Origin of the sequence: Paenibacillus tengchongensis (genome assembly GCF_008973665.1) — a bacterium.
GTDB classification, from domain to species: Bacteria; Bacillota; Bacilli; order Paenibacillales; family Paenibacillaceae; genus Paenibacillus_AQ; species Paenibacillus_AQ tengchongensis.
The window spans coordinates 124,462-148,510 of the sequence record NZ_WACP01000010.1; the positions used below are offsets into that span (position 1 = coordinate 124,462).

Consider the following 24,049-nt stretch of genomic DNA (forward strand, 5'->3'; position numbering starts at 1 on the left):
TACAGTGGACATTCCACATGCTTGTCTGTATTCTTAAGTAGCGGTAAACACATTTATAGGCTGTCCAATCATGCCGTAATCTCTGCATGGTCTACACGTATCGGGACGAAAAGATGTCCTAAAAGATCAGGCGACTCGGGAAGCCTGAGCATTGTAGCTTCTCTTCCGAAGCAATGCAAAAATACCATTGTAACGTCCTACTCAAGAATATCCTATACATTATATCACAAACCCCAGTAGGAATACCAGTGTATTCCTTTCTTTCATTACATACAATTAAACGCAGAGGTGAGGATATTTGTTAAGACTAAAATTCATCGGTAATTACCTGACGATCATTATCGGTTCGGCGATGATCGCCAGCGGATTCAACTTATTTCTGATCCCCCACCGGCTTCTGAGCGGCGGGGTGTCCGGGCTTGCGATGCTCGTCGGTTATTTCACACCATTCAATATCAGCCTGCTGTATCTGCTCTTCAATATCCCGCTGCTGGTTGCCGGATGGTTCCAGTTAGGTCGCAGATTTATCGTGTTCAGCATTCTCTCCGTTGCGGCGACCACCTGGCTGATGACCCTGATTCCTGAAAAGGCGGTTGCTTCAGATATGCTGCTGGCCTCCGTTTTCGGCGGAGCGCTGGTCGGCATCGGCAGCGGCATTTCTTTCCGTGTGGGCGGGTCAACCGGCGGTTTTGACATCATCGGGTCCATTATCACACGCTACCGTGATTTCCCGATCGGAAATGTGCTTGTAGGGCTCAACGGGCTGGTAATATTGGCGGCTGCTTACTTTGATAACAACTGGAATCTGGCGCTTGCCTCTATGGTTTCCATCTACGTCACCGGAAAAGTAGTCGATTTAATACACGTCAGCCACTTGAAGGTTACGGTATATATTGTAACAACCCGAACCAACGAGTTGCTGGAGCAGCTGCTTCCCCTTCAACGCGGCGTAACAAAGATCAAGACAGAGGGCGCTTATTCTCATGTGGAACGGGATATGCTAATGACAGTGACCACCCGTTACGAGCTCGCGGAGCTAAAGCGGATTATCAGAACCAGCGATCCGCAGGCTTTTGTCAATATCGTGGAAACCGTAGGCGTCATGGGCTCTTTCCGCAAAAGATGATTCGAACCCATGCGTTTTACTTAAAATTATGATATATTAGTCTCATGCAAGACCTTTCACAATTTCATGAAGATTGTGCATTACCCTCTTTTTTCCAAAGGCACTTCGTTTTCTGATGGACCTGAATGACAATTCAGCACATTCGAAAAAGGAAAGGGTGATTTTTATGGAAATGGAAACGGTAAAACTGTCAACAATCGTCATGAAGTGGTACCCTGATATGATGCCGTTTCTTCGGCAGGACGAACTGAATTCCGTTATCGTCCTGCGTGACGGTCTCAGCATCCTGGAACCGGCAGATGCCATGGATATCATCCAGTACAGCATCTGTGAGCATCAGAATTCCGGTTTTCTTCAATGAACAAACTGCCCCAAGCACATATCTTCATACCCGCCGCCAGGGTTCGGCCCACACGCCGCCTGGCGGCATTTATTTTGGAGCCGGGTTTAGAATCGGTGCATCCCGTTTATAAACAACAAGAACGGTGCTTTTTCGGCAAAAAATAAAATGATTGTAACCAGTCTGTTCTTTTTGCCGGCGGCCGTTCCATTATACTTTAATAGGAATGTACATAAGGGGAGAGAACAAAATGAATATCACTTGGGCATTACTGACTATGGCACTCGGGAGCGTCGGCGTTCCGCAGCAGAGCCATGAAGCCAACGTAACAGCCGTACTGGAATCCGCCCTGAAACCTCCTGCCGCAGTGCAGCAAACTGCGAATTCCGGCGGTACGGGGCTGGCCGGAGGAGGAGGAGCAGCATCCCCTGCACCCTCCGCTTCACCAGGAACCGCTGCACAAGACAACACTTTCCAGATTATTCACACCGATCCGCAGCCTGATGCCCCGAAGGTCAAAGGCATTTATGTCACCGCCTACAGCGCCGGCGGCGAACGCATGGAACAGCTCCTCGCGCTGCTCGACAAGACCGAGCTGAATTCAATGGTTATCGACGTCAAGGATGATGCCGGATATATCACCTACAAGACCGATAATCCCGAACTGCAGAAATTGGGTAAACCGCAGCCGTTTATCGGAGATATCAACAAGTTAATGACCCGCCTGAAGGAGCATGACGTTTATCCGATAGCCCGGATTGTTGTCTTTAAAGATACGATTCTTGCCAAGAAGAATCCCGAGATGTCGTTTGTCAATTCCGACGGCTCCGTCTGGGCCAACAAAGGCGGCGACAGCTTTGTCAATCCGTACAACGAAGAGGTCTGGAAATACAATGTTGAAATTGCCAAGGAAGCCGCTAAACTGGGTTTTAAGGAGATTCAGTTCGATTACGTCCGCTTCCCTGAAGGCTTCGAGAAACGCGCGGACACATTGAAATACACCAAGAATGACCGCCCGCGCGTCGAGATCATCGCCGATTTCGTGAAGTACGCCAAAGCCGAGCTCGGTCCGCTGGGCGTCCGCGTCTCTGTCGACATCTTCGGCTACGCTGCTTCCGTTCCCGCCGCCGAAGGCATCGGACAGGATTTCGTCAAGATCTCCAAGAATGTCGACGTCATCAGCCCGATGGTCTATCCGAGCCATTATTCCACCGGCTGGTTCGATGTGAAGGACCCTGACAAAGATCCTTATGCCACGATCAAAGGCTCCATGGTCGATACCCACAAGAAGCTGGACCCACTGGGCAGCTACAAGCCGGTCATCCGCCCCTGGATCCAGGATTTCACCGCAAGCTGGCTGGGCAGCGGGCATTATATTAAATACGGCAAGCAGCAGGTCGAGGATCAAATCCGCGCCCTGAAGGACGAGAACATCGACGAATTCCTGCTATGGAATGCCAATAACCGGTACACTTCAGATGTAGACTACGAGCAATAATCAAAGAGTGCACTAATTCATTATATTGGGTACACCCAAAGGACCCGGCACAGATGCCGGGTCCTTTCCTGAGCACGGCTGATTGCCGGAACTATTGCAGAATAGAGAAAATAACAGATAACGAGGCCTTATTCATGAAACAGACTGAAACCATGAAACAAAAAGCGGTGCAATTTCTGCACATTTTATTTCCCATTTTGATTACCCAGATCGCGCTGTCGGCGATCGCCTTCTTTGATACCAACATGTCCGGCAAACACGGCACGAACGATCTTGCCGGAGTCGCCATCGGTACCAGCCTTTGGAGTCCCGTCCAGACCGGTCTCAGCGGAATTCTGATGGGAATTACACCGATCGTGTCCCATTTGCTGGGCAGCCGCAGTAAGGAAAAGGTCGCCTACCAGGTGACGCAAGGGCTCTGGCTGTCGCTGATCATTTCCCTCATCGTGATCGGCGCCGGCAGTTTGATTCTGTCCCCGGTGCTGGACTTCATGAACCTGGAGCCGCAGGTGCGCGATATCGCCTTCCGTTTCCTGTGCGCCATCGGAGCCGGCATCATCCCGCTGTTTGGCTATACGGTAGTCCGCAGCACGATTGATGCATTGGGCCAGACCCGCATTTCGATGCTGATAACGCTGATTGCCCTTCCCGTAAATGTGGGACTCAACTATCTGCTGATCTACGGCAAATTCGGGTTCCCGGAGCTGGGCGGCGTGGGCGCAGGCGTAGCCTCGGCCATCACATACTGGGTTATTTTTGCCATCGCGCTGCTGATTGTATTCCGCGCTGAACCCTTCCGCAGTCTGCGGCTGTTCCGGGAGTTCTTCTGGCTGTCTCCCAAAAGCCTCAAGGAGCTGCTTAAAATCGGTGTGCCGATCGGCTTTTCGATCTTTTTCGAAACAGCGGTCTTTGCCGCCGTTACCTTGCTGATGAGCCGTTTCGATACCGTGACTATTGCAGCGCACCAGGCGGCGATCAATTTCGCCTCCACGCTGTATATGATCCCGCTCAGCATCTGCATGACCCTGACCATTCTTGTAGGATTCGAGAACGGCTCTGGCCGGCTGAAGGACGCTCGGCAATACAGTGTCATGGGCATCAGCCTCGCTGTCTCTCTCTCGATGGTGACAGCGCTTGTGCTGCTGTTCGCCGGAAACTCCGTTGCCGGACTCTATTCGGATGAACCGGAGGTTATCGCTCTGATTCAGCACTTCCTGATCTATGCGATATTCTTCCAGATCTCCGATGCCGTCGCCACTCCGACTCAAGGTGTTCTGCGGGGTTACCGCGATGTCAATCCGGCCTTTATCATTTGCTTTGTCGCCTACTGGGTCATCGGGCTGCCGACCGGCTATGTCCTGGCCACGCATACCGGCATGGGAGCCTACGGCTATTGGGTGGGACTGATTACCGGCCTCGCCATCGGAGCCGTCCTGCTGCTTATCCGGCTGGTTCGAGTGCAGCGGCGTTTCGCCAAGGAGTATGCGGTGCAGCATTAACTCCACCCAAACTGATATTTATACAGGACAAAAGAGAGGAACACTCCTTCTTAGCGGGAGTTCCTCTCTTTGATTTGACGCTATGGCCGATATTGACTCAGCGGCTCTTGACCAGCAGTTCAACCGCCTCTTTAATCACCTTATCCGGCGGGTTGCCCTGCTCCAGCTCTTCCTGGATGCAATGCTCCAGATTGGCACCAATCACTGCACCGACTGTCCGGTCTACCGCAGTACGGATCGCCGTCAGCTGGGTAACAATTTCCCGGCAGTCCTGTTCCTGCTCCAGCATGGAAAGTACGCCCCGCACCTGTCCTTCAATCCGTTTCAGCCGGTTCTTGATCCCTTTATCATATTCCACTTTCGCCCACATCCTTTAAATAAATAAATTCACACCCGAATCTTCTGCAGCGCCCAGATAGCTCGCCACCCCACCGAAGTCGACACCGGAGATAAGCTCATCCCGGCGTATGCCCATAATATCCATACTCATTGTGCAGGCGATCAGCTTGACGCCCGCATTCAGCGCTCCTTGCATCAGGGACTCTAGTGAATCCACATTCTTGCGCCGCATGGCGTAACGAATCAGCCTTGCACCGATACCGCCCATATTCATGCGGGACAACGGCAGCCTCCGGGTTCCCTGCGGCATCATCATTCCGAACATACGGTCCAGGCCTGCTTTGCGGACTGGGACTTTACCCTCCTTCCGCAGGACATTCAGCCCCCAGAAGGTAAAAAACATGGTCACTTGCTTGCCCATAGCTGCCGCACCGGTTGCAATGATGAATGAGGCGATCGTCTTGTCCAAATCCCCGCTGAAGACAATCATGGTCGTGCCATCTTGCACTCCGGGGGCGTCTGCCTTAGGGCTTTGTCTATCGGCTGCCCCTTTGCGCAGTACGGCCTTCACCTGACCTCCGCTAACATCTACTTCTTCCAGCGTATTATTCGTCTTTAAACACCACTGGCGTATATCCGCCGCGAACCCGAAGTCAGTGGCGGCAATTTCCAGCCGCTGGCCTTCTGACATGGACCGCACTGTCTCATATACCTTGAGTATAGGGCCGGGACATTGCAAACCGCAAGCGTCCAGAAATAATAGCCGGTCCTTCTCTCCAGCCGGGAGCGCCGGAGAAGCAGCATTCTCCGCAGCATCCTGCTTCTTAACCGATGGCGGATCATTAAGCTGAGGCGGAACTGCAGCCATGGCCGAGTAGGTCTTATAGCCACCGTCCACATTGCGGACACTGTAGCCGTGCTGGCTCAACAGACGAGCGGCGATGTATCCTCTAAGCCCGACTTGACAGGCTACCGCAACTTCCTGCTCCAGCGGGATTTCGGCTAGCCTGCTCCGCAGGTCGGGCAGCGGAATATGAAACGATCCGGGTATATAGCCGGCCAGACGCTCTCCTTCATCCCGTACATCGATAAGGAATCCGCCGCGTTTCCGGAAGTCATCCACCTCATGCCACTGCAGACTGCCGACAAGCCCTTCCATCACATTCCCGGCTACATAACCCGCCATATTAACCGGATCCTTGGCCGAGGAATAAGGCGGAGCATAAGCGATTTCAATATCCGCCAGCTCATCGGCCCGCAGCTGCCCGCGGATCGCTGCGGCGATGATATCTATCCGCTTGTCAACGCCTTCACTACCTACGGCCTGCGCGCCGTATATGGTCCCGTCTTGCGGGTGAAACAGCAGCTTTAGGGCAATGGGGGAAGCTCCCGGATAATACCCGGCATGGGAGCCGGGATGAATGTGAACCGCTTCATAAGGTACGCCTAGTGCTTTGAGCGTCTTCTCGTTATTGCCGGTTGCCGCTGCCGTTAACCCGAAGACCTTAATGATCGCCGTGCCCAAGGCACCGCGGTATTCCGCCGGCCGGCCGTTGATGTGGTCTGCGGCCAGGCGTCCCTGCCGGTTCGCACCCCAGGCCAGTGTGACTCGGGCGGCAAAGCCATGGTTGCGGTCTTTCACTTCAATGGCATCTCCCACAGCATATATGGAGGGATCGCTTGTTTGCAGGGTGGCGTTCACCTTGACCGCGCCGCCGACGCCGAGCTCCAGACCGCATTCACGGGCCAGCTCGTTCTCCGGAGTAACGCCGATTGCCATAATGACCATATCGGTGTCAAGAGTGCCACCGGCAGATAAACGCAGCCTGCTGCCTTTCTCCTCAAACGCGGCTACACCTTCATCAAGCCGCACATCGACGCCGTGAAGACGCAGGTGATCCTCGACCGGCCGGACCATTTCGGCATCCAGCGGCGAGAGGATTTGCCTGCCCCGGTCAATTACGGTCACTTCCAGACCGCGTTCCCGGAGATTCTCCGCCATTTCCAGGCCGATAAATCCTGCGCCGATTACAGTTGCATGCTGCGGGCCGTTGCTGTCAAGGTATGCTTTGATCCTGTCCGTATCGGCAATGTTCCGCAGCGTGAATAATCGCTCCGCTTCCGCAATCCCCGGAATGTCCGGTATAATCGGTCTGGCGCCCGGCGAGAGTATAAGCTTGTCATAAGAAAGTTCACCCTGCTCCCCTGTGCCTAAATTCCTGTACTGAACCACCTTCCGGTCACGTTCAATGCCGGTCACTTCCGTAAGGACCCGGACATCAATGTTAAACCGGCTCCGGATTCCCTCCGGGGTTTGCAGAAACAGCCTTTCCCTGGAGGTTATCGTCCCCCCGATATAATACGGCAGACCGCAATTGGCAAAGGAGACATGCTCCCCGCGTTCAAATATCACAATCTCATCCTGCTCGTTCAATCTCCGCAGACGGGCAGCGGCCGAAGCTCCTCCGGCCACTCCTCCGATAATTACAATTCTTCTATCCATCATTTAACCCCCTTAATATAATACCCCATGGGGTATATAATATACGGGCGGGGGTATATAGTCAACTGTATTTCTCACCCTCCAATTCCAATGGAGTGAAGGTCGCCATTAACAATGCCTGAGAATAAGCTGAGGGGAACGACAAAAAACCGCCTGTCTCCAGGCGGTTTCCCGTATCCTATATGTTGCTGTTCATGCCTTATTGCGAAAGGCGGAGAGCGAGCTCGTAGAGGGCGGTGTCGAAGTCTTTCTTCGTATTAACAACGGTATCGATATCGGTAAGCGTCAATTCACCTTTAATAATGCCGCAGGCTTTATCGGATTCCCCGGAGATCAGGCTGCGTACGGCAAAGTCGCCCAGACGGCTTGCCAGATTGCGGTCAGCCGGCGTCGGTGTGCCACCGCGCTGGATATGTCCCAGCACCGTTACGCGGGCATCGAGGGAAGAATGGCGGTCTTTCAGCGCTTGAGCCACATCTTCGCCCTTGCCGACGCCTTCGGCCACAATAACGATACTGTGGCGTTTGCCTCTGGTAAAGTTATCCTTCATGCGGTCAGCCACTTCATTCAGGTCATACGGCATTTCCGGAACCAGAATGGTCTCCGCACCGGAAGCAAGACCAGCATGCAGGGCGATATCGCCGCAGTGACGGCCCATGACTTCCACGATGGAAGAACGTTCATGGGAGGACATCGTATCGCGGAGCTTGTTCACCGCATCCACTACTACGCCTACTGCTGTATCGAACCCGATAGTATAGTCGGTAAAGGAGATGTCGTTGTCAATCGTTCCCGGCAGGGCCATCGTGTTGATGCCCAGCTTACTGAGCTTGTTGGCACCTTTATAGGAACCGTCCCCGCCAATGACAACCAGGCCGTCGATTCCCAGTTCATTCAGGATATCCGCACCTTTCTGCTGGCCTTCAGGCTTCACGAACTCCAGACAGCGCGCGGATTGCAGAATGGTTCCGCCGCGCTGGATGATGTCGCCCACACTGCGCAGATCCATCGGGAAAATATCCCGGTTCAGAAGGCCTTGATAGCCGCGCTGAATACCGAATACTTCGATGCCGTAATAAAGCGCGCTGCGGACAACTGCACGCACGGCGGCGTTCATGCCCTGCGAATCTCCTCCACTGGTCAGTACTGCGATTTTTTTAACATTTGACATCTTGTAAGTTCCTCCTTAAATTGCATCAGGAGCCGCAATCCATACGGAATGTTGCTCCGCAGCATCTAGTACATGTGCTTGCGGATCCAGCGGCTGTTCACGAAGAAGAACAGCCGGGTCAGCGGGCTTCTTCTCATCAGCCGTTTGGAAACCAAGCGAACCTCCTGCTGTTCGCTGACTTTCGGATCGGATAAATAAAGCGCCAGCAGGCCCTCGATAACCATGCGGTGCATGGAGGTCTCGGGCAAAGCCCTTACATCCTCGCGGGCCCATTCCACAATGGAAGCGATCCGGCTGAGCATCGTATCCGCATCGTCATAATAATTGCAGAAATTGAGGTCGCCCCCGGCACGGTCTTCATCCTGATCAATCAGGTAATCCAGCATAATGTGCAGCCCGCAGACATGCGGAAAGTACGCCGCACGGATCGAAGCCGATTTCGATTCGTTCAGAAGAGGGTCGCAGGCGGACAAAAATAACATAAAGATGCCCAGCGTAGAACCGGTAGCAGCCGCAAATTCATTCCAGTGCAGATGCGGTGCACGGCCTCCCTCTACAGCCCACCATTCCTGCAGGGCGGGCTCCCGCAGCTCGGGACGGATATGCTTATACACCTGCAGATCCGTGTACAGAACGGCCAACTGACGAATCTCCTCAGCGGCCGCAGCGTATCCCGGCAGCTGTGCCGTCATCTCCTGACATTTACGGACCAGCTTCTGCAGATAGCCGCCGTCGTTCTGCTCACTGCGCAGCGCATAATAATTCCCAGGTTCGGCGCCGGGGGTAACCGCATCCAGCATCGATTGATGCAGCAGCCGGAAATCGGCCGGATCCAGCGAAGTGCTGCGGTCGCACAGGTTGTCCAAATAATCGCTGATCGTTTGATAGGCGACAATTAGCGGAATCAGTATATGTCTCATCGACAAATTCCCGGCGGCGTAAATCCCTCCGCCCTCGCAGTGAAATTGCTTGGTCTCAATGCTGGCCAGCGCCTGCCGCCGCAGCTCGGGATCAGGAATCCCTTCCGCTTCTCTGCGCCACTTGCCAAGACATTGCCTCACTTCCGGCAGCACGTACTTATAAACCCTGTTCATCAGCCCGATGGGGCCGCGCGGGCTTAAATAACGGCCTTGCTCCAATCCACTCAATGACTGTGCCTCCACGTTGTTGTCTCCTTATCCAAATCATCACTTATTATAATATCATCCCTTTATTTCTACAAACAATAAAATCACTTGCGAAAAGGCATGTAAGTTTCAGAATTAACTTGAATTTCACAAACATCGGCACTTTAGTTTATGCTATACTATCGATATTTCATAATCGGGGGAGTGCAACTCATGGAATCAGGACGCGGCGGCCAGTACAGTGACCAGAACTGGCTGCGATCCTTTATGTTTGTCGTTTTCGGCACAAGCGTGCTGGCAGTCTCGTATTTTCCGCTCTTTTACAGCCATCTCGGCTTCAGCAGCACCCAAATCGGCATGCTCTATGCCGTGGGTCCGCTGATCTCCATACTATCTAATCTGTTCTGGAGCATGATGAGCGACCGGCTGGGTACGGTCAAACGGATTATGGCGATCCTGCTTGCCGGGCAACTGGTCTCGGCGCTGCTTTTGTCCAAAAGTACCAGCTTTTCGGAAGTAATGCTTATCATATCCTTCTTCTACTTCTTCTATTACCCGATATTTCCGCTGTCCGACACGATGGCGATCAAAATTGCGGAACGCCACGGGCGCAACTTTATCGCCATCCGGGTATTCGGCTCTCTCGGCTACTCTTTTTTCGCGCTGACGGTAGGTTATGTGCTGAGAGCTTTGAGCCCGTCATGGAGCGTCACCCTCTGTATCATCATTATTACTGCCGCACTGCTGCTGAGCATCGGCCTGAAAGACGTACAGCGGAGTCCAGCACCCAAGCAGCCTGCAGACCCTGCCGCCGGCGGGCGGAGAGCAAAGGGCGGCGGGATCACTGAAATCCTGCTGCAAAAAGAAGTGCTCTGGTTCTTCGGCTGCGTATTCGTGCTGGCCATCGGCCACCGGATGAATGAAGCCTTTCTGACCATCAGTCTGAAGGAGCTGTCGGCCGGAGACGAAGTTATCGGCTGGGCCCTGCTGGCCTCAGCCCTTAGTGAGATTCCCGTCTTCTTCGCACTCAGCAAATACGGCGAACGCTTCAAGGAGCTGCCGCTGCTCGCGATTGCCGCATTGATGTATGCCTTGCGCTTTCTCTTCATGGCGCTGACGAACGAGCCGCTTGCCATCGTATTTATTCAAGCCATGCACAGCGTCTCCTTCGGTATCTTCTATGTAACAGCCGTCCGTTATATTACTCGGATCATTCCCGACCATCTCCGGGCAACCGGCATGGCGATTTTTACAGTGGTCTGGTCCAGCGCCTCCGGCCTGCTCAGCGGGACCATCGGCGGCTTGATCTATCAGGGTTCCGGGCGGGTTTTCTTCTATATGACTGCCGCTCTCTTCTGCCTGCTGTCGTTCGCCGGTTTCATGGCCAAACATCTCGCCGATATCGGCGGAGTCTCCCTGCGGAGGAGAAACAAGCGGCCGGTTGCCGAAAACCCGGCCCCGGCCGAACCTGCCGCGCCACTTCCCGCAGCCGAGCTTGCCGCACCGAACGAAGCGGCACTCTGAGGATTTCAAGGCCCTGTGCCGCCCTGTTGGCAGCCAGGGTCTTTTTTTTATAAACATTCAACGAAAACAAAAAAACGTACAGTTTCCGAAGAAACTGTACGTTCGTAGTTACCGGTTTGTCACTCTTGCAAGTGCCTGCGATATCAAATATATATGGCGATCGGCAACAAGTGCCGGACCGTTTCTTATAATTTAACTACGTTAGCTGCTTGAGGACCGCGGTTGCCTTCAGTGATGTCGAATTCTACCGCTTGACCTTCATCCAAAGTCTTGAAGCCGTCGCCTTGGATCGCCGAGAAGTGAACGAATACGTCTTCGCCGCCTTCTACTTGAAGGAAACCATAACCTTTTTCTGCGTTAAACCATTTTACTGTACCTTTCAAATGAACAACCTCCTAAAAATACCGCCATATATGGCGTATGCTTACATTATACCCCATCTTTTTCTGCAAAGCAATCCATGATTTCCCTATTCCCGTGAATTTATTTGCTTTTCACTTCCCCGGTGCGTTATCATTGACCCAAAAGCCAAAAATCGCCAGGGTGGTAATGACTATGATCAAAAAACATGAGATATACAAAACAGACAAATGGAATATGATGACCGTTGAGGTGCAGGGGCGGTATATCATCCTGCGGGAAATTTCCGATCAATGGGGTGAAGATACCCATACCTTTATGAGCCGCCCGGCTATGATGGAATGGGCGCACACACGCTTTAATAAGGAAGCCTACAAGGATAACGAAGAGGAATACCACAAAATTATCGAAGCTTTCAAGCAGGTCTAAGGCAGCATGGGCAACGAAAATGTGGCAATCTACGCCGTTGTCGTGCTCTGCCTGGGAGCGGTGCTCGTGATGAGCAAGGACAAGCTGCCGCCGCGCTTCCGGCGCGGCATGGCTTTGACCGCTGTCATCATGATCGCTCTATCCTTTGTTTTCATTATTTCCAGCCTGCTGTCATAACTTCGCAGGTTTCGGTCTAAACGTTAATAATCAGGATTTGGCAGGGCATACTAAGCCGACCATCAATTGTTTACGGGAGGCCGCCGTTATGTCCTTTACCGCCAAGACGCTGCCGCTGCTGCTGGCCTTATGTCTGCTGCCGGGCGATCCCGCATCGGCCGCAAGCGCCGGCTCGCAGCCTATGACTACTTCATCCCATCATTCAAGGAGGATATCTATGGAACAATTATTGAAGAGAAGCGAAGTACCCGCCGAACACCGCTGGAAGCTGGAAGATATGTTTGCCTCGCAGGAAGTATGGGATAAGGAATATACCGAAGTTAAAGAGCTGATTAAGCAGGCTGCTGATTTTCAGGGCAAGCTTGATTCGGCCGATTCGCTCAAAGCCTGCTTTGAGCTGGACGACCGCGTTTCACTTCTGACCGAACGTCTTTACGTCTATGCCCATATGCGCCAGGACGAGGATACCGCAGAACCGGTATATCAGGCGCTGACCCAGAAAGCCAAGAAGCTCAGTGTGGAAGCCGGAGAAGCCCTCTCCTTCGTTACACCGGAAATTCTGGCGCTGCCGGACGGAAAGCTTGACGAGTTCATCGCCGATCCCAAGCTCTCCGCCTACACCTTTACATTGACCGAAATGAAGCGCGAGAAGGCGCATGTCCTCTCTAAAGCCGAGGAAGCGCTGCTTGCACAGGTGGGCACCCTTTCCCAGGCGCCGCAGAATATTTTTGGCATGCTGAACAATGCCGACCTTAAGTTCCCGAAGATCAAGAACGAAGAAGGCAAGGAAGTCGAGCTGACGCACGGCAGCTACATTCAGTTCCTGGAAAGCACGGACCGTGAGGTTCGCAGGAACGCTTTTAAAGCGGTATATGAAACCTACGGCAAGCAAAAGAACACCATCGCCGCCACGCTGAGCGCCAATGTGAATAAGAACGTATTCTACTCCCGCGTCCGCAAATATCCGTCGGTGCTGGAAATGTCGCTCTACGGCGACAACATTCCGAAGGAAGTCTATACCAATCTCATCGATACCATCCACGAGAGCCTGCCGCTGATGCACCGCTACATGAAGCTGCGCCAGAAGCTGCTCAAAGTCGACGAGCTGCATATGTATGACCTGTTCGCACCGCTGGTCGACGAATACAAGCTGGATATTACATTTGAAGAAGCCAAGCAGATCACTAAGGAAGGCTTGAAGCCGCTCGGCGACGATTACTTAAGCGTGCTGCAGGAAGGCTACGACAGCGGCTGGATCGATGTCTATGAGAATCAGAACAAACGGACCGGCGCATACAGCTGGGGCTCCTACGGCACCCACCCTTATGTCCTGCTTAACCACAACGATAATCTGAACAGCATGTTTACGCTGGCGCATGAGATGGGCCACGCCCTGCATTCCTATTACTCGGACAATGCGCTCAGCTACCGCGATGCCCAGTACACGATTTTCCTGGCCGAAGTCGCTTCCACCACCAACGAAGCTCTGCTGATGGATTATCTGCTGAAGAAATCGACCGATCCGAAGGAAAAAATGTATCTCCTGACCTACTACGCGGACCAGTTCCGCACCACTGTGTTCCGCCAGACGATGTTCGCGGAGTTCGAAAAGATCATCCACCAGCGCGCCGAAGACGGCGAATCGCTGACACCGCAGGACTTGTCCAAGATCTACTACGATCTGAACGTAAAATACTACGGCGAAGATATGGTGGTCGATAAGGACATCGAAATGGAATGGGCGCGCATTCCGCATTTCTATAACAGCTTCTATGTCTATAAATACGCGACCGGCTTCTCCGCCGCCACCAGCTTCTCAAAGCAGATTCTTGAGGAAGGCAAGCCGGCGGTTGACCGTTACCTCGGCTTCCTGAAGAGCGGCGGCAGCGACTATTCCATTAACATTCTGGCCAAAGCCGGTGTCGATATGTCCTCGCCGGAGCCGATCCGCGAAGCGATGAGCGTCTTCGAAAGCGTCATTGAGCAGATGGAAGAGTTGACCAAGTAAGCAGGCAACGTTTAGTATTGCATGGATCCCTTGTCCTTAGCGGCAAGGGATTTATATTGTCACACGTTTCAAGGGGAGGAAATGTTATGAGATTGCAATGGTCGCTTATTCTTGGTCTCATCTTTGCACTGCTGATTGCTCTGTTTGCTGTAATCAATGTCGATCCGGTACAGGTCAATTTCGGGTTTGATCAGGTGGAAATTCCGCTGATTCTGGTTATTCTGGGCTGCGCCCTGATCGGCGGCGTCATTGTCGGCACCTACGGCATCTTCCGCCAGTATAAGCTGCAGAAGCAAATTAAAGGATTGAATGCTGAACTCGCCAAGCTGCGCGCAAACGAGCCTGCGGCGGAAATCCTGCCCGAAAGTGGTCCCTTTCTTTCCGGAAGCGAGCCGCGTGGGTAAATAAGAAGTAGAGCTTATACAACATGGCTGCACGTTAATCCTGTTAATACTATCATTTAGGAGGAGATCCCATTGCTAACCATACATCCGCGCGAAGACTACATTTTATCCTTTCTGACCAAGCTGCTTAACACCCCCAGCCCCAGCGGCTTCACCGCCAAGGCCATGAATCTCGTAGCGGAAGAGGCGGCTGCGCTGAACCTTCCGTTCGAATGGAATGAGAAGGGCGGACTGGTGCTGCGTGTTCCCGGCCTCGACCCTTCCCGTACCATCGGCCTCAGCGCCCATGTAGACACGCTTGGTGCGATGGTCCGCTCGATCAAGCCGGACGGCAAGCTGCGGCTTACCTCCGTCGGCGGCTTCACCATGAACAGTATCGAGAATGAATACTGCGTCATTCATACCCGCACCGGGCTGACCTACACCGGTACCATTCTGTCCAGCCATCCGTCGGTGCATGTGTATGCTGATGCCCGGGATTTCAAGCGTTCGGAAGAGAACATGGAAGTTCGTATTGATGAACTTGTCTCGACCAAGGATGAGGTTCTCAAGCTGGGCATTGCCGTAGGCGACTTCGTCTCCTTCGACGCCCGGGCGGTGATTACGCCCAGCGGATTCATCAAATCGCGCCATCTCGACGATAAGGCCAGCGTAGCTGCACTGCTCGGCATGCTCGAAAGCATGAAGCGCGAGAACTGGAAGCCGCTGCATAATCTGGTTCTGCTCATCTCCAACTATGAAGAGGTCGGCCACGGCGCCAGCTGGATTCCGGGCGAGATCGACGAGATGATTGCCGTGGACATGGGCGCCATGGGCGAGGATCTCAGCTGTAAGGAAACCGATGTCTCCATCTGTGCCAAGGATTCCTCCGGCCCTTACGATTACGCCATGACCGGCCGCCTGATCGAGCTGGCCAATGGTCTTGGCATTCCGTTTGCGGTGGATATCTACCCGTATTACGGCTCTGACGCCTCCGCTGCTCTAAAGGGTGGCCACAATATCCGCGCCGCGCTGATCGGCCCGGGCGTGCATGCCTCCCACTCGATGGAGCGCACGCACCAGTCGGCCGTGCTGAATACGGCCAAGCTGCTCGCCGCGTATGTCGGCGCCCATTAAGCCGGCCGGGCGGAGCGGCCGGCCTCTCTGGAGGCGGCGGGCGCTGCTCGCCGCCGCCGCTCTATTGGCCGTTGCCGCAGCAGCATACCTGCTGGCACGGCCCCAGAGGCAGGCCGGAGAGGTCTTCTCCGGCCTGCCGCACCGCTACGCCTATGAAATGGCGGAAGCGGCTGGTGGGGTCCGGCTGCACATGATGGCCGTGCAGCCGGAAGATGTGGAGCTGCGCGCGGTGAACGCGCCGCTGCGGGAAATTGCCGCCTACGGCATCAACGGCGGCTTCTTCTACGGCACCGATCTGCTGTCGGTGGCGGTCGTGAACGATGCGCCGGCAGCGGGCGCGCGCGGCGCTTACGGTTCGGGCTGGTTCAACGCCAAATATGCGCGGGGAACCCTGGTCTGGGACGGCGCGGCGGACAAGCTGTCCGTGCAGGTGGTTTCCTCCGGCGACGACATCGCCGTCGCCGACCGCAGCCGCTACTGGGCCCAGGGCGGCATCAGTATGAACCTGCAGCGCGAGGACAAATGGGCAGCGGCGGCAGAAGCGGAGCATCTGCCCTTCGCGGCGGACAAGCGGCTGCGCTCCGGCCTTGTCTATAACGCTGACGGGCAGCTGTGGCTGCTCGTCACAGATACACTGTGCACAGCGGCGGATTTCCGCAGCGCCGTGCTGCAGAGCGTTCCGGGCGCGGGCCTGGAGGGCATCTTTCTCGACGGGGACGGCTCGTCGCAGATGAACGCCGATGAGGCAGTCCTGCCGGGCGATTCCCGCCCCGTTGTGCAGATGATCGCGCTCAGGAGCGGCGAATAAATACAAAGAGCCGGGAGGTCTCAACGCAGACCCGTTCCGGCTTTTTTTCATGAGATTACTGAAAAGTGAACGATGTACGGATGACATCCACATAGGAAGCCAGCTTCTGATATTCGGCGGCTTCGTCCGGCTGGCCCGGATCGTACTGCACATCCCCCGGCATAATGACCACAAATACGCGGTCCCCTTTCCGGCCTGCCTCCCATGCTCGCACATTTTCCCTTACAGTTGCCCCCTGATCCTCCCATGCCTTCTGCGGCCACACGGCCAGGCTGAAGACAATACCGCCGCTTTGCGCAGTAAAATGGATATTCTTGATGCCTGATTCTCCGTTTGCAGCAGTTTGCACTCTGTATTTTCCGCTCCAATACTCCGGAAGCTGGAGGGTAAACCCGTATTCCTCGTTCTCATAGGTTATTGTTTTAGCTTGCGGCACCGCTTTGCCGTTTACAGCATCCACATGCAGCAGGACCATATCATACTTGCGGAAGTCACCTTTTCCCGAAGCTGTAAAGGTGTGAGCTTCCACGCCGAAGCCTTTTCCCGAAATCTCTGCCTTGCCGATGCTGCGGTTCCGTTCATCATAGAATGTTAAAGTGGCGGCCACCGCATTCGCTGAATTGCCCACACCGGCCATTTGCAGCTGTCCTGTGACGGCCGTGCCGCTTCCAGACTTGGTCAAAATCAGATTCCCGGCGGTAATGCCGGCGTAATCGGGATCGGAGAGGCTCAGCTCGCCGTTCTTGACAAAGATAGTTGCCGTATCCGCATCATAGCCGACCACGGCCCCCAGTTGCTCGCCGATGAAGCGCAGCGGTACATAAGTACGCCCTTCGACGTTCAGCGGCATTTCGCCGCCCGGGGCCGCTGCGGCACCGTTAATTTCAATGCTTGCCGGAAACAGTACGGCCTTAATACTCTCCCGGGCGAAAGCAACCGAGGTAGTCGCGAGGAGCAGACCGCAAACTAGGCCCAACAGATACTTTTTCAAATCGAGCATCTCCTTCATCTGTGTGATTTCCATATATTTACTCCATTTCTGCAGATTTGTTGCGCTCTCTTCCAGCAAAAAAAAGCCTGCGGCGATGGCAGTCATCAGCCGCAGGCTTGTTCTTTATTTCAGTGTGTTTCTTCTGGATTAGCCGGCAGATGGGTTCTTATGACTTGCCGCCCGCGGCGATCTTTTCGGCCAGCTCGTTCAGATAGGTCCAGCGTTCCATCAGCCGCTCCAGCTCGGCTTCGCCCTGGCGCTGCTGCTCCAGCAGCTCCTGCAGCCGCGCAGAATCGGCAAACGCCGCCTCCATCTCGCTATTGATGCGGGCCAAATGCTGCTCGGCCTGTTCAATCTGCCCGTCGATGGCCTCATATTCCCGCTGTTCCTTGAAGGTGAACTTCAGCTTCTCCCTGGAGGGAGCGGCCGCAGCCCCGGCATTCTCCGCCGCTGCGGCTCCGCGTTTGCCTGACGCTTCTTCTTTGGCGGCACCCTGTGCCGGGACATTCTTCGCCAGCCACTCCTCATATTCGGTATAATCGCCGACATGAATGCGGATCTGTCCATTCTCGAAGGCAATCAGCTTGTCTACGGTGCGGTCAAGGAAATACCGGTCATGCGACACTGTGAAGACCACGCCCGGAAATTCTTCCAGATAATCCTCAAGCACCGCCAGCGTGCCGATATCCAGGTCATTGGTCGGTTCGTCGAGAAGCAGCACATTCGGCGCTCCCATCAGCACCCGCAGCAGATACAGCCGCCGTTTCTCGCCGCCGGACAGCTTGGCAATCGGCGTCCATTGCGCCGCCGGAGGGAACAGGAAACGCTCCAGCATCTGCGCGGCCGTAATGACGCTCCCGTCCGCCGTACGGACAATCTCCGCCTCTTCCTTCACATATTCAATAACCCGCATGCTGCCGTCCATATCCTGATGCTCCTGGGTGAAATAGCCCAGCTTGACGGTAGTGCCCAGCTCTACTTCACCGCTGTCCGGTGCAAGCCGCCCGGCAATCAGGTTCAGCAGGGTCGATTTGCCGCTGCCGTTCGGTCCGACGATCCCCACTCTGTCCTGGGGCACGGCAATGTAATTCAGGTCTCTGATCAAGGTCCGGCCATCCCAGGCTTTGGTCAAGTCATGCATTTCGATGATCTTGCGCCCCAGCCGCGTCGAAGCCACCGAGATATCCAGCGATGCCCCCGAGGCGCTTCCGATGCTGTCCTTCAGCTTCTCAAACCGGTCAATACGGGCCTTCTGCTTCGTGGACCGGGCTTTGGCGCCGCGGCGGATCCAAGCCAGCTCCGTGCGCAGCAGATTCCTGCGCTTCTGCTCCTCCGACGCCTCCCGTTCTTCCCGCTCGGCCTTCAGCTCCAGAAAACGCGAATAATTCGCTTCATACCGGAATAGCCGGCCGCCGTCCAGCTCCAGCATTACGCCGGCAACGCGTTCCAGGAAGTACCGGTCATGCGTCACCATCAACAGCGCGCCGCGCCGCTTTTGTAAATACTGCTCCAGCCAGGCGACCGAAGCGGTATCAATATGGTTGGTGGGCTCATCCAGAATGAGCAGCTCGGACGGTGTAATCAGCGCAGCAGCCATCGCTACACGCTTGCGCTGGCCGCCGGATAGCGTCTCCATCCGCGCGCCGAAATCGGTTATGCCCAGCTTGGTCAGTACGGTCTTGGCTTCGCTTTCGAGCTGCCAGGCGCCGGCGGCGTCGATCTCCTGCCCCAGCCTGACAAGCCGGTTCTCCAGCACCGCATCGCCCGGACTGCGTTCCAGGCCGGCAAGAACCTCCATATACTCACGCATCAGGGCCAAGGCCGGATCATCACCCGCGAAGACCTGCTGCAGGACCGTATGGTCCGGATCATACGGCGGATTCTGGGCGAGGTATTGTACCCGCACATTATTGCCGACGGCGATCTGGCCTTCATCGGGCGTGTCCAGCCCGGCGATAATTTTCAGCAGCGTTGATTTCCCGGTGCCGTTCACGCCGATCACACCGATCTTGTCCCTTTCATCCATTCCGAAAGAGGCGTCCCGGAACAGCACCTTGTCCCCGTAGCTTTTGGATAAATGTTCAACAGTCATTATATTCATGAATGGTTCCTCGCTTGCCGTATATATTCAGGGCGTTCTACTGTCCCTGCTTACTCCGCTTATATTTCCTGCTTGCCCGCTCCGGGCGTCAACCGCTGCGCTGCTCCTTCCAGAAACAGCCCCGCGGCAAACGCCGCCCGCGCCTGCGCATCCGCTTCGCTGAAGTCGGGCTGAAACAGAATATCCATCTTCAGCCGGTCCAGCATCCCGATGTAGGATTGGGCCAGCAGCTCCGCTTCCTCAGCCCCGCCTTGGGACAGCACACTCTGCACCGTCTGCATGTAGGTCTTCATGAAATAACTCATGTATTCCTTCAGCTCGGCATTGTTGTGCGGCGTACGGAAGAAGAGGTTGGTATGCCGTTTGCGTTCATAATAGTAACGCATGTGGTGTTCTGCAATGACAGCCAGCTGTTGTCCCGTGGTTTCACAGGCCCGCAGCCGGCGTCTCAGCTCGTCGATGAACCCTTCGCAATCGCGCCGGGTAACGGCCATAAACAGCTCTTCTTTATTTTTGAAATACAGATAAACTGTACCTTTGGCAATGCCCGCCTGCTCGGCAACCTCAGATATTTTCGTTTCATAAAAGCCTCTTGTGCCGAACAATTCGTAGGCGGCGTCAAGAATCGCATACGTTTTGCGTTCTGCAGATACGCTGTTCAAACCCGGTGCACCTCCTGCCTATCTTATGCTTATATATTCAGTCGTTTTATGCAGGCCGGATTGCTCCGGCTTCGGCGCTATAACAGGCCAACGCCCAGCGCAAACGCTCCGCCGATAACCGAGCTGAGCAGATTCACGGCATCATTGTTCATCCATTGCCAGCCGCGCGCATGAACGGCCGGTCTGCCGCAATGCTGCGCTGCCTCCAGCTCCCGGCCGCAGACGGTGCAGCGATTCATGCGCTGCACCGTCGCACCAAGGAAGGAATCGGCGAATGCCCCAACCAGTCCCCCGGCCAATCCGGCGAGGACCAGCGAAGACATGGGCTGCTGATCCATACCGGAGAGCATGCGCAGTATCCAGGCTGCGGCTCCGATCATTAGGCCGCCGGCGGCCGCACCGAGTGTCCCCGGCCAGGATACGCCGCCGGATGTGCCCGCCGGCAGCACTTTGCCGGTCAGCACCGAACGCGGCGGCTTCTTGGCCAGTGTGCCGATCTCCGTAGCCCACGTATCTGACGTCACAGTCGCCATCACGCCGATAAAGGCATACTCCCAGAGCGCCGACGGCAAAATGGCGTTCAGCAGCACCAGCAGCATGCCGAGGCCGCCATTGGCGAAGACCTGGCCGGCGTCGCGGCGGCCGGTCTTGTCATAGGCTGCTTCCAGCTCCGCCTTATTCTCATGGTGAAGCTTCGAGAGCAGGCTGGAGCTAATGAAGAACAGCAGCAGTATACCGAACCAGAACGCATTGCCTGCCCCGAAATACACGGTGCCCATGATGACCGCTGCCAGCATGCCGGAGAAGCTCAGCGACTCCTTGCGGTAGGCCGCTCCGGCCACCAGCAGGGCGCCGAAGAATCCGGCAGCCCAAAGCAAGATCTGCATCGCCGTTTACCCGATCAGGCACGAGCCCATCAGCCGCTCGCCCCAATACAGCTCGAAGGAATCGCCAGGGACCACCGGCCCCACCCCTGCCGGAGTGCCGGTAAAAATAAGATCGTCCAGACCGAGGCCGTGGCGTTCCGCAATAAAATCGACGATCCGCTGCAGGGAAAAGATCATATTCCTGATATTGCCGCGCTGCACCTCGACCCCGTTCTTACGGACCGTGAAATCGGTCGCTTCCAGCTCTTCCTTGTCCGGGAAGGCAAAGTACGGAGTCAGCGGAGCCGCATTCTTGAAGCCTTTGGCCGCCGTCCAGGGCAGGCCTTTCTTCTGCAGGTCGTTGTGAATATCACGCAGCGTAAAGTCCAGGCCAAGCGCCATCGTATCCACCAGCTCCTCCACCTTCATCCCCGGGGCATATTCACGCGCGATGCGCAGCACCAGCTCCCCTTCATAATGAATCAGGCCGGATAGCTTCGGCAGCTCGATTACCGCCTTATCCAGCGGTACTGCCGCATGGGACGGCTTCAGAAAAATCAGCGGTTCCACCGGCACCTGATTGCCCAGCTCCTCGGCATGCAGCTTATAATTGCGTCCGACACAATAGATATTGTTAACAGCAGCGCACATTTCACTTCAGCTCTCTTTCCGTCACAGTTTTATCAATGAATTGAAGCCAAGGGTCAAGCCTCCAAAAACGTATCGGCCCAAATATCCGGCCGGTTCGTGCAGATCATAATATCTGAGTGCATAGCCGCCAGGCGGCGCATCTCCTTCGTCTTGTTGACCGTCCAGGCCATCATCCGGACGCCGCGTTCGGCAAGCAGCTTCGCCAGTACCGGAGTAATCCGGGCAAAGCTGATCGAAAGAAAGGAACAATCCAGCTCGCTTAGCTTGCCCGGAAGATCGCCGGAGCGGGAATCGAAGATGAGCCCGGTCTGGAAACGGGGATCGATCTCCTTGATCCGCCGCAGCGCTGCGGAATCAAACGAGGTAAGCACCACATCTTCCCGCATGCCCCGCTTATTGACAAGATCAATCACCGCCTGCTCCAGCCCCGGGTACATCGGGCCGCTGGTCTTCAGCTCAATATTGAGCCGCAACCGGCCGTGTGCCAGATCCAGCACCTCTTCCAGCGAAGGGACCTTCTCTCCGCGGAACGCCCTGCCCTTCCAGCTTCCCGCATCCAGTCGGCGGATATGCGCGAAATCCATATCCTTGACCTTGCCATGGCCATTGGTTGTGCGGTCCAGTGTAAAGTCATGAATGACCACAGGCACGCCGTCACGGCTCAGCTGCACATCAATTTCCATCCAGCGTACATACGGCAGCGCAACCGCCATCTTCACGGCCGCCAGCGTATTCTCCGGTGCTTTGCCGGAGAAGCCGCGGTGCGCGACACATAAATTCTTCATCCTCAGCACCTCCACCAAAATGGGGCTTTACACAGCATTAGAGTCAGCGGGCCTCGGTCACGGTGCCATCGCTGCCGATCTTGACCCGGCCGGCCGACAGTGCCTCGACCCGCTGCAGCAGCAGCGCGCCGTCAGTGTTATCCATCGGCACCGGACGGGCCAGCTCGGCGTGCATCGGCGCAAGCTTCAGTCCGCATTCTCCGGAGGCCGTACATTCGGCCTGGAACACTGCCGTTTCCCAGGTAGCGGGCACGGTCGATCTGGTAAATATAAAATTGCCGGTGCTGTAGGCTATCCATTTGCCCTTGTAGGGCTCAATGCCCTGCAGCACATGCGGATGGCCGCCGATGACCAGATCGGCTCCGGCATCGACGAAGCTGCGGCCCAAGACCTGCTGGGTTTCGTCGTACTGCTCTACCCGCTCCTTGCCCCAATGGACCACGACAACGACCAGATCGGCCTTCTGCTTGGCGGCGGCAATAGCCTTTAGACCCGCCTTGCTGTCATAAACGGCAGCAACGCCGGTGCTGTCCGGGCCGGCGGCCCAGCCGCTGTCCGGAATGACCCGCGTAAAGCCAAGCAGCGCAATCCTGATTCCCTTGCGTTCGAAATACTGTGCCGTAAAAGCTTCCGTGCTGTTCTTGCCGGCACCGACATAAGGAATGCCCCGCTCCTGCAGATGCTTGAACGTGTCGAGCAGTCCCGTCTCCCCCTGGTCGAGCGTATGATTGTTGGCCAGGTTGACAGCATCGATGCCGGCCGCTTTGAGCGCATCCAGCGCCTCCGGTGCCCCCTTGAATACAAATTGCTTATTCGCAGCCCCGACGCCTCCGTTCGTAATCGGATTCTCCAGATTAACCACCGTCAGGTCATCCCTGGTGAACATGCCGTCCAGCGCGGAATAGGAATAAGCGAAGCCCTGCTTCTGCAGCAGCTCGCCGGCTTTGCCGGCAAAGATGACATCTCCGGCAAAATTCAGCGTCACGGTCGTACCCGGATCACCGCCCGGCAATCCCGCCGTTCCCTGGCCGTCATCTGCAAGATTGCCCTCTGCCGCACCCGCACTTTCCTCCGGTTCTGCGGTTGCTTCCGCAGCAGGCTGCGGAGTTTCGGTCACTTCAGGAGAAGGCGATACCTCCGGTGTAACAGAAGGTGACGGGCTTGCCGGCGGCTCTGTTGCCGGCGGCGGCGTTACCGTAGGCGACGGCGGCGGTTCAGCTTCAGCCGGCATAGAGGCTTCCGCCGTTTCCGGTGGCGGCGCGGATACCTTCTTGTCCTGCCCCCCGATAAAATAATAGAGAATAAGAGCGGAAATCATAAGAAGCAAGCTTACATTCGTCCATGCCCAGACCGTGCGGCGTCTGCGTTTCTTACGGCTCTGCCGGCTTTGCCTGTTGCTTGATCGCGGCGGATACATGGCTACAAACCTTCTCCTTTGCATTTAAAGTGTTTCTATTATAGCATAACTGGCTTTCACCCACATTCGCAGCGGCAAAAGCCGGCGGATACGCCAAGGGGGCGATCGTCGGAGAAACCGACAATCGCCCCCAGGCAATGATGATAG

Annotated in this window: 25 protein-coding genes; 12 read left to right on the forward strand and 13 right to left on the reverse strand. The window is 55.4% G+C overall.

From position 1 onward, the window contains the following. The first annotated feature begins 298 nt into the window (after positions 1-298). From F1381_RS17440 to F1381_RS17455, 5 genes are all read left to right on the forward strand, one after another. Positions 299-1,126 (forward strand): YitT family protein, encoded by an 828-nt coding sequence (locus F1381_RS17440; protein ID WP_151736115.1) that lies wholly within the window; start codon positions 299-301, stop codon positions 1,124-1,126. A gap of 166 nt (positions 1,127-1,292) precedes the next feature. Continuing rightward, positions 1,293-1,487: a hypothetical protein gene (locus tag F1381_RS17445; RefSeq protein WP_151736116.1), complete on the forward strand. Its 195-nt coding sequence runs from the start codon at positions 1,293-1,295 to the stop codon at positions 1,485-1,487. After that, entirely contained in the window at positions 1,484-1,633 is a 150-nt protein-coding gene (locus F1381_RS28580) for a hypothetical protein (RefSeq protein ID WP_222850454.1), read from the forward strand. The genes F1381_RS17445 and F1381_RS28580 overlap by 4 nt, the downstream gene beginning before the upstream one ends. Positions 1,634-1,716: 83 nt before the next feature. Further along, positions 1,717-2,964 (forward strand): putative glycoside hydrolase, encoded by a 1,248-nt coding sequence (locus F1381_RS17450; RefSeq protein ID WP_246188083.1) that lies wholly within the window; start codon positions 1,717-1,719, stop codon positions 2,962-2,964. Positions 2,965-3,098: 134 nt separating this feature from the next. Then, positions 3,099-4,463 (forward strand): MATE family efflux transporter, encoded by a 1,365-nt coding sequence (locus tag F1381_RS17455; protein ID WP_151736117.1) that lies wholly within the window; start codon positions 3,099-3,101, stop codon positions 4,461-4,463. Between the two features lie 97 nt (positions 4,464-4,560). Here F1381_RS17455 and F1381_RS17460 read toward each other — a convergent pair whose 3' ends face one another. The 4 genes from F1381_RS17460 to F1381_RS17475 form a co-directional block, all read right to left on the reverse strand. Further along, a complete protein-coding gene (locus tag F1381_RS17460) occupies positions 4,561-4,821 on the reverse strand; it encodes a metal-sensitive transcriptional regulator (protein ID WP_151736118.1) in 261 nt (86 codons plus the stop codon). 15 nt (positions 4,822-4,836) lie between these two features. Then, on the reverse strand, positions 4,837-7,305 hold the full coding sequence (locus F1381_RS17465) for a CoA-disulfide reductase (protein ID WP_151736235.1): 2,469 nt from the start codon (positions 7,303-7,305) through the stop codon (positions 4,837-4,839). A 199-nt stretch (positions 7,306-7,504) separates the two neighbouring features. Further along, positions 7,505-8,476 carry a 6-phosphofructokinase gene (gene pfkA / locus F1381_RS17470; RefSeq protein WP_151736119.1) on the reverse strand — a complete coding sequence of 324 codons (972 nt, stop codon included), beginning with the start codon at positions 8,474-8,476 and terminating at the stop codon, positions 7,505-7,507. 65 nt (positions 8,477-8,541) lie between these two features. After that, positions 8,542-9,624 (reverse strand): tetraprenyl-beta-curcumene synthase family protein, encoded by a 1,083-nt coding sequence (locus F1381_RS17475; RefSeq protein WP_187355412.1) that lies wholly within the window; start codon positions 9,622-9,624, stop codon positions 8,542-8,544. A 192-nt stretch (positions 9,625-9,816) separates the two neighbouring features. Here F1381_RS17475 and F1381_RS17480 point away from each other — a divergent pair, with 192 nt between their 5' ends. Beyond that, on the forward strand, positions 9,817-11,127 hold the full coding sequence (locus tag F1381_RS17480; RefSeq protein ID WP_151736120.1) for an MFS transporter: 1,311 nt from the start codon (positions 9,817-9,819) through the stop codon (positions 11,125-11,127). 185 nt (positions 11,128-11,312) lie between these two features. Here F1381_RS17480 and F1381_RS17485 read toward each other — a convergent pair whose 3' ends face one another. After that, positions 11,313-11,510 (reverse strand): cold shock domain-containing protein, encoded by a 198-nt coding sequence (locus F1381_RS17485; protein ID WP_151736121.1) that lies wholly within the window; start codon positions 11,508-11,510, stop codon positions 11,313-11,315. Positions 11,511-11,682: 172 nt separating this feature from the next. Here F1381_RS17485 and F1381_RS17490 point away from each other — a divergent pair, with 172 nt between their 5' ends. The 5 genes from F1381_RS17490 (at position 11,683) to F1381_RS17505 (ending at position 15,621) form a co-directional block, all read left to right on the forward strand. Continuing rightward, the gene (locus F1381_RS17490) at positions 11,683-11,916 is read left to right on the forward strand and encodes a hypothetical protein (RefSeq protein ID WP_151736122.1); all 234 of its coding nucleotides are present in this window, start codon (positions 11,683-11,685) and stop codon (positions 11,914-11,916) included. A gap of 6 nt (positions 11,917-11,922) precedes the next feature. After that, positions 11,923-12,093 carry a hypothetical protein gene (locus F1381_RS28380; protein ID WP_187355413.1) on the forward strand — a complete coding sequence of 57 codons (171 nt, stop codon included), beginning with the start codon at positions 11,923-11,925 and terminating at the stop codon, positions 12,091-12,093. A gap of 217 nt (positions 12,094-12,310) precedes the next feature. Next, positions 12,311-14,101, forward strand: a complete 1,791-nt coding sequence (gene pepF, locus F1381_RS17495; protein ID WP_151736237.1) for an oligoendopeptidase F — start codon at positions 12,311-12,313, stop codon at positions 14,099-14,101. 86 nt (positions 14,102-14,187) lie between these two features. Continuing rightward, positions 14,188-14,505 carry a LapA family protein gene (locus F1381_RS17500; RefSeq protein WP_151736123.1) on the forward strand — a complete coding sequence of 106 codons (318 nt, stop codon included), beginning with the start codon at positions 14,188-14,190 and terminating at the stop codon, positions 14,503-14,505. Positions 14,506-14,577: 72 nt separating this feature from the next. Continuing rightward, entirely contained in the window at positions 14,578-15,621 is a 1,044-nt protein-coding gene (locus F1381_RS17505) for a M42 family metallopeptidase (RefSeq protein ID WP_151736124.1), read from the forward strand. A gap of 61 nt (positions 15,622-15,682) precedes the next feature. On the opposite strand, the gene F1381_RS29110 is transcribed toward F1381_RS17505, so the two are convergent. Continuing rightward, positions 15,683-15,811, reverse strand: coding sequence for a hypothetical protein (locus F1381_RS29110; RefSeq protein WP_281349927.1), 129 nt, complete (start codon positions 15,809-15,811; stop codon positions 15,683-15,685). A gap of 123 nt (positions 15,812-15,934) precedes the next feature. Between F1381_RS29110 and F1381_RS28915 the strand changes: the two genes are divergently transcribed. After that, a complete protein-coding gene (locus tag F1381_RS28915) occupies positions 15,935-16,429 on the forward strand; it encodes a phosphodiester glycosidase family protein (protein WP_246188084.1) in 495 nt (164 codons plus the stop codon). Between the two features lie 55 nt (positions 16,430-16,484). Here F1381_RS28915 and F1381_RS17515 read toward each other — a convergent pair whose 3' ends face one another. The 7 genes from F1381_RS17515 to F1381_RS17545 all read right to left on the reverse strand — a co-directional run bounded on the left by F1381_RS17515 (position 16,485) and on the right by F1381_RS17545 (position 23,902). Next, on the reverse strand, positions 16,485-17,525 hold the full coding sequence (locus F1381_RS17515; RefSeq protein ID WP_151736126.1) for a stalk domain-containing protein: 1,041 nt from the start codon (positions 17,523-17,525) through the stop codon (positions 16,485-16,487). 61 nt (positions 17,526-17,586) lie between these two features. Further along, on the reverse strand, positions 17,587-19,521 hold the full coding sequence (locus F1381_RS17520; protein ID WP_151736127.1) for an ABC-F family ATP-binding cassette domain-containing protein: 1,935 nt from the start codon (positions 19,519-19,521) through the stop codon (positions 17,587-17,589). Positions 19,522-19,580: 59 nt separating this feature from the next. Continuing rightward, complete coding sequence (locus tag F1381_RS17525; protein WP_151736128.1) at positions 19,581-20,183, reverse strand: TetR/AcrR family transcriptional regulator; 603 nt, start codon at positions 20,181-20,183, stop codon at positions 19,581-19,583. A gap of 77 nt (positions 20,184-20,260) precedes the next feature. Further along, positions 20,261-21,070, reverse strand: coding sequence for a DUF92 domain-containing protein (locus F1381_RS17530; RefSeq protein WP_151736129.1), 810 nt, complete (start codon positions 21,068-21,070; stop codon positions 20,261-20,263). A 6-nt stretch (positions 21,071-21,076) separates the two neighbouring features. Further along, a complete protein-coding gene (locus F1381_RS17535; protein WP_151736130.1) occupies positions 21,077-21,700 on the reverse strand; it encodes a fumarylacetoacetate hydrolase family protein in 624 nt (207 codons plus the stop codon). Positions 21,701-21,753: 53 nt separating this feature from the next. Next, positions 21,754-22,485: a glycerophosphodiester phosphodiesterase gene (locus tag F1381_RS17540; RefSeq protein ID WP_151736131.1), complete on the reverse strand. Its 732-nt coding sequence runs from the start codon at positions 22,483-22,485 to the stop codon at positions 21,754-21,756. Between the two features lie 43 nt (positions 22,486-22,528). Beyond that, positions 22,529-23,902, reverse strand: coding sequence for a CapA family protein (locus F1381_RS17545; RefSeq protein WP_151736132.1), 1,374 nt, complete (start codon positions 23,900-23,902; stop codon positions 22,529-22,531). Between the last annotated feature and the right edge of the window lie 147 nt (positions 23,903-24,049).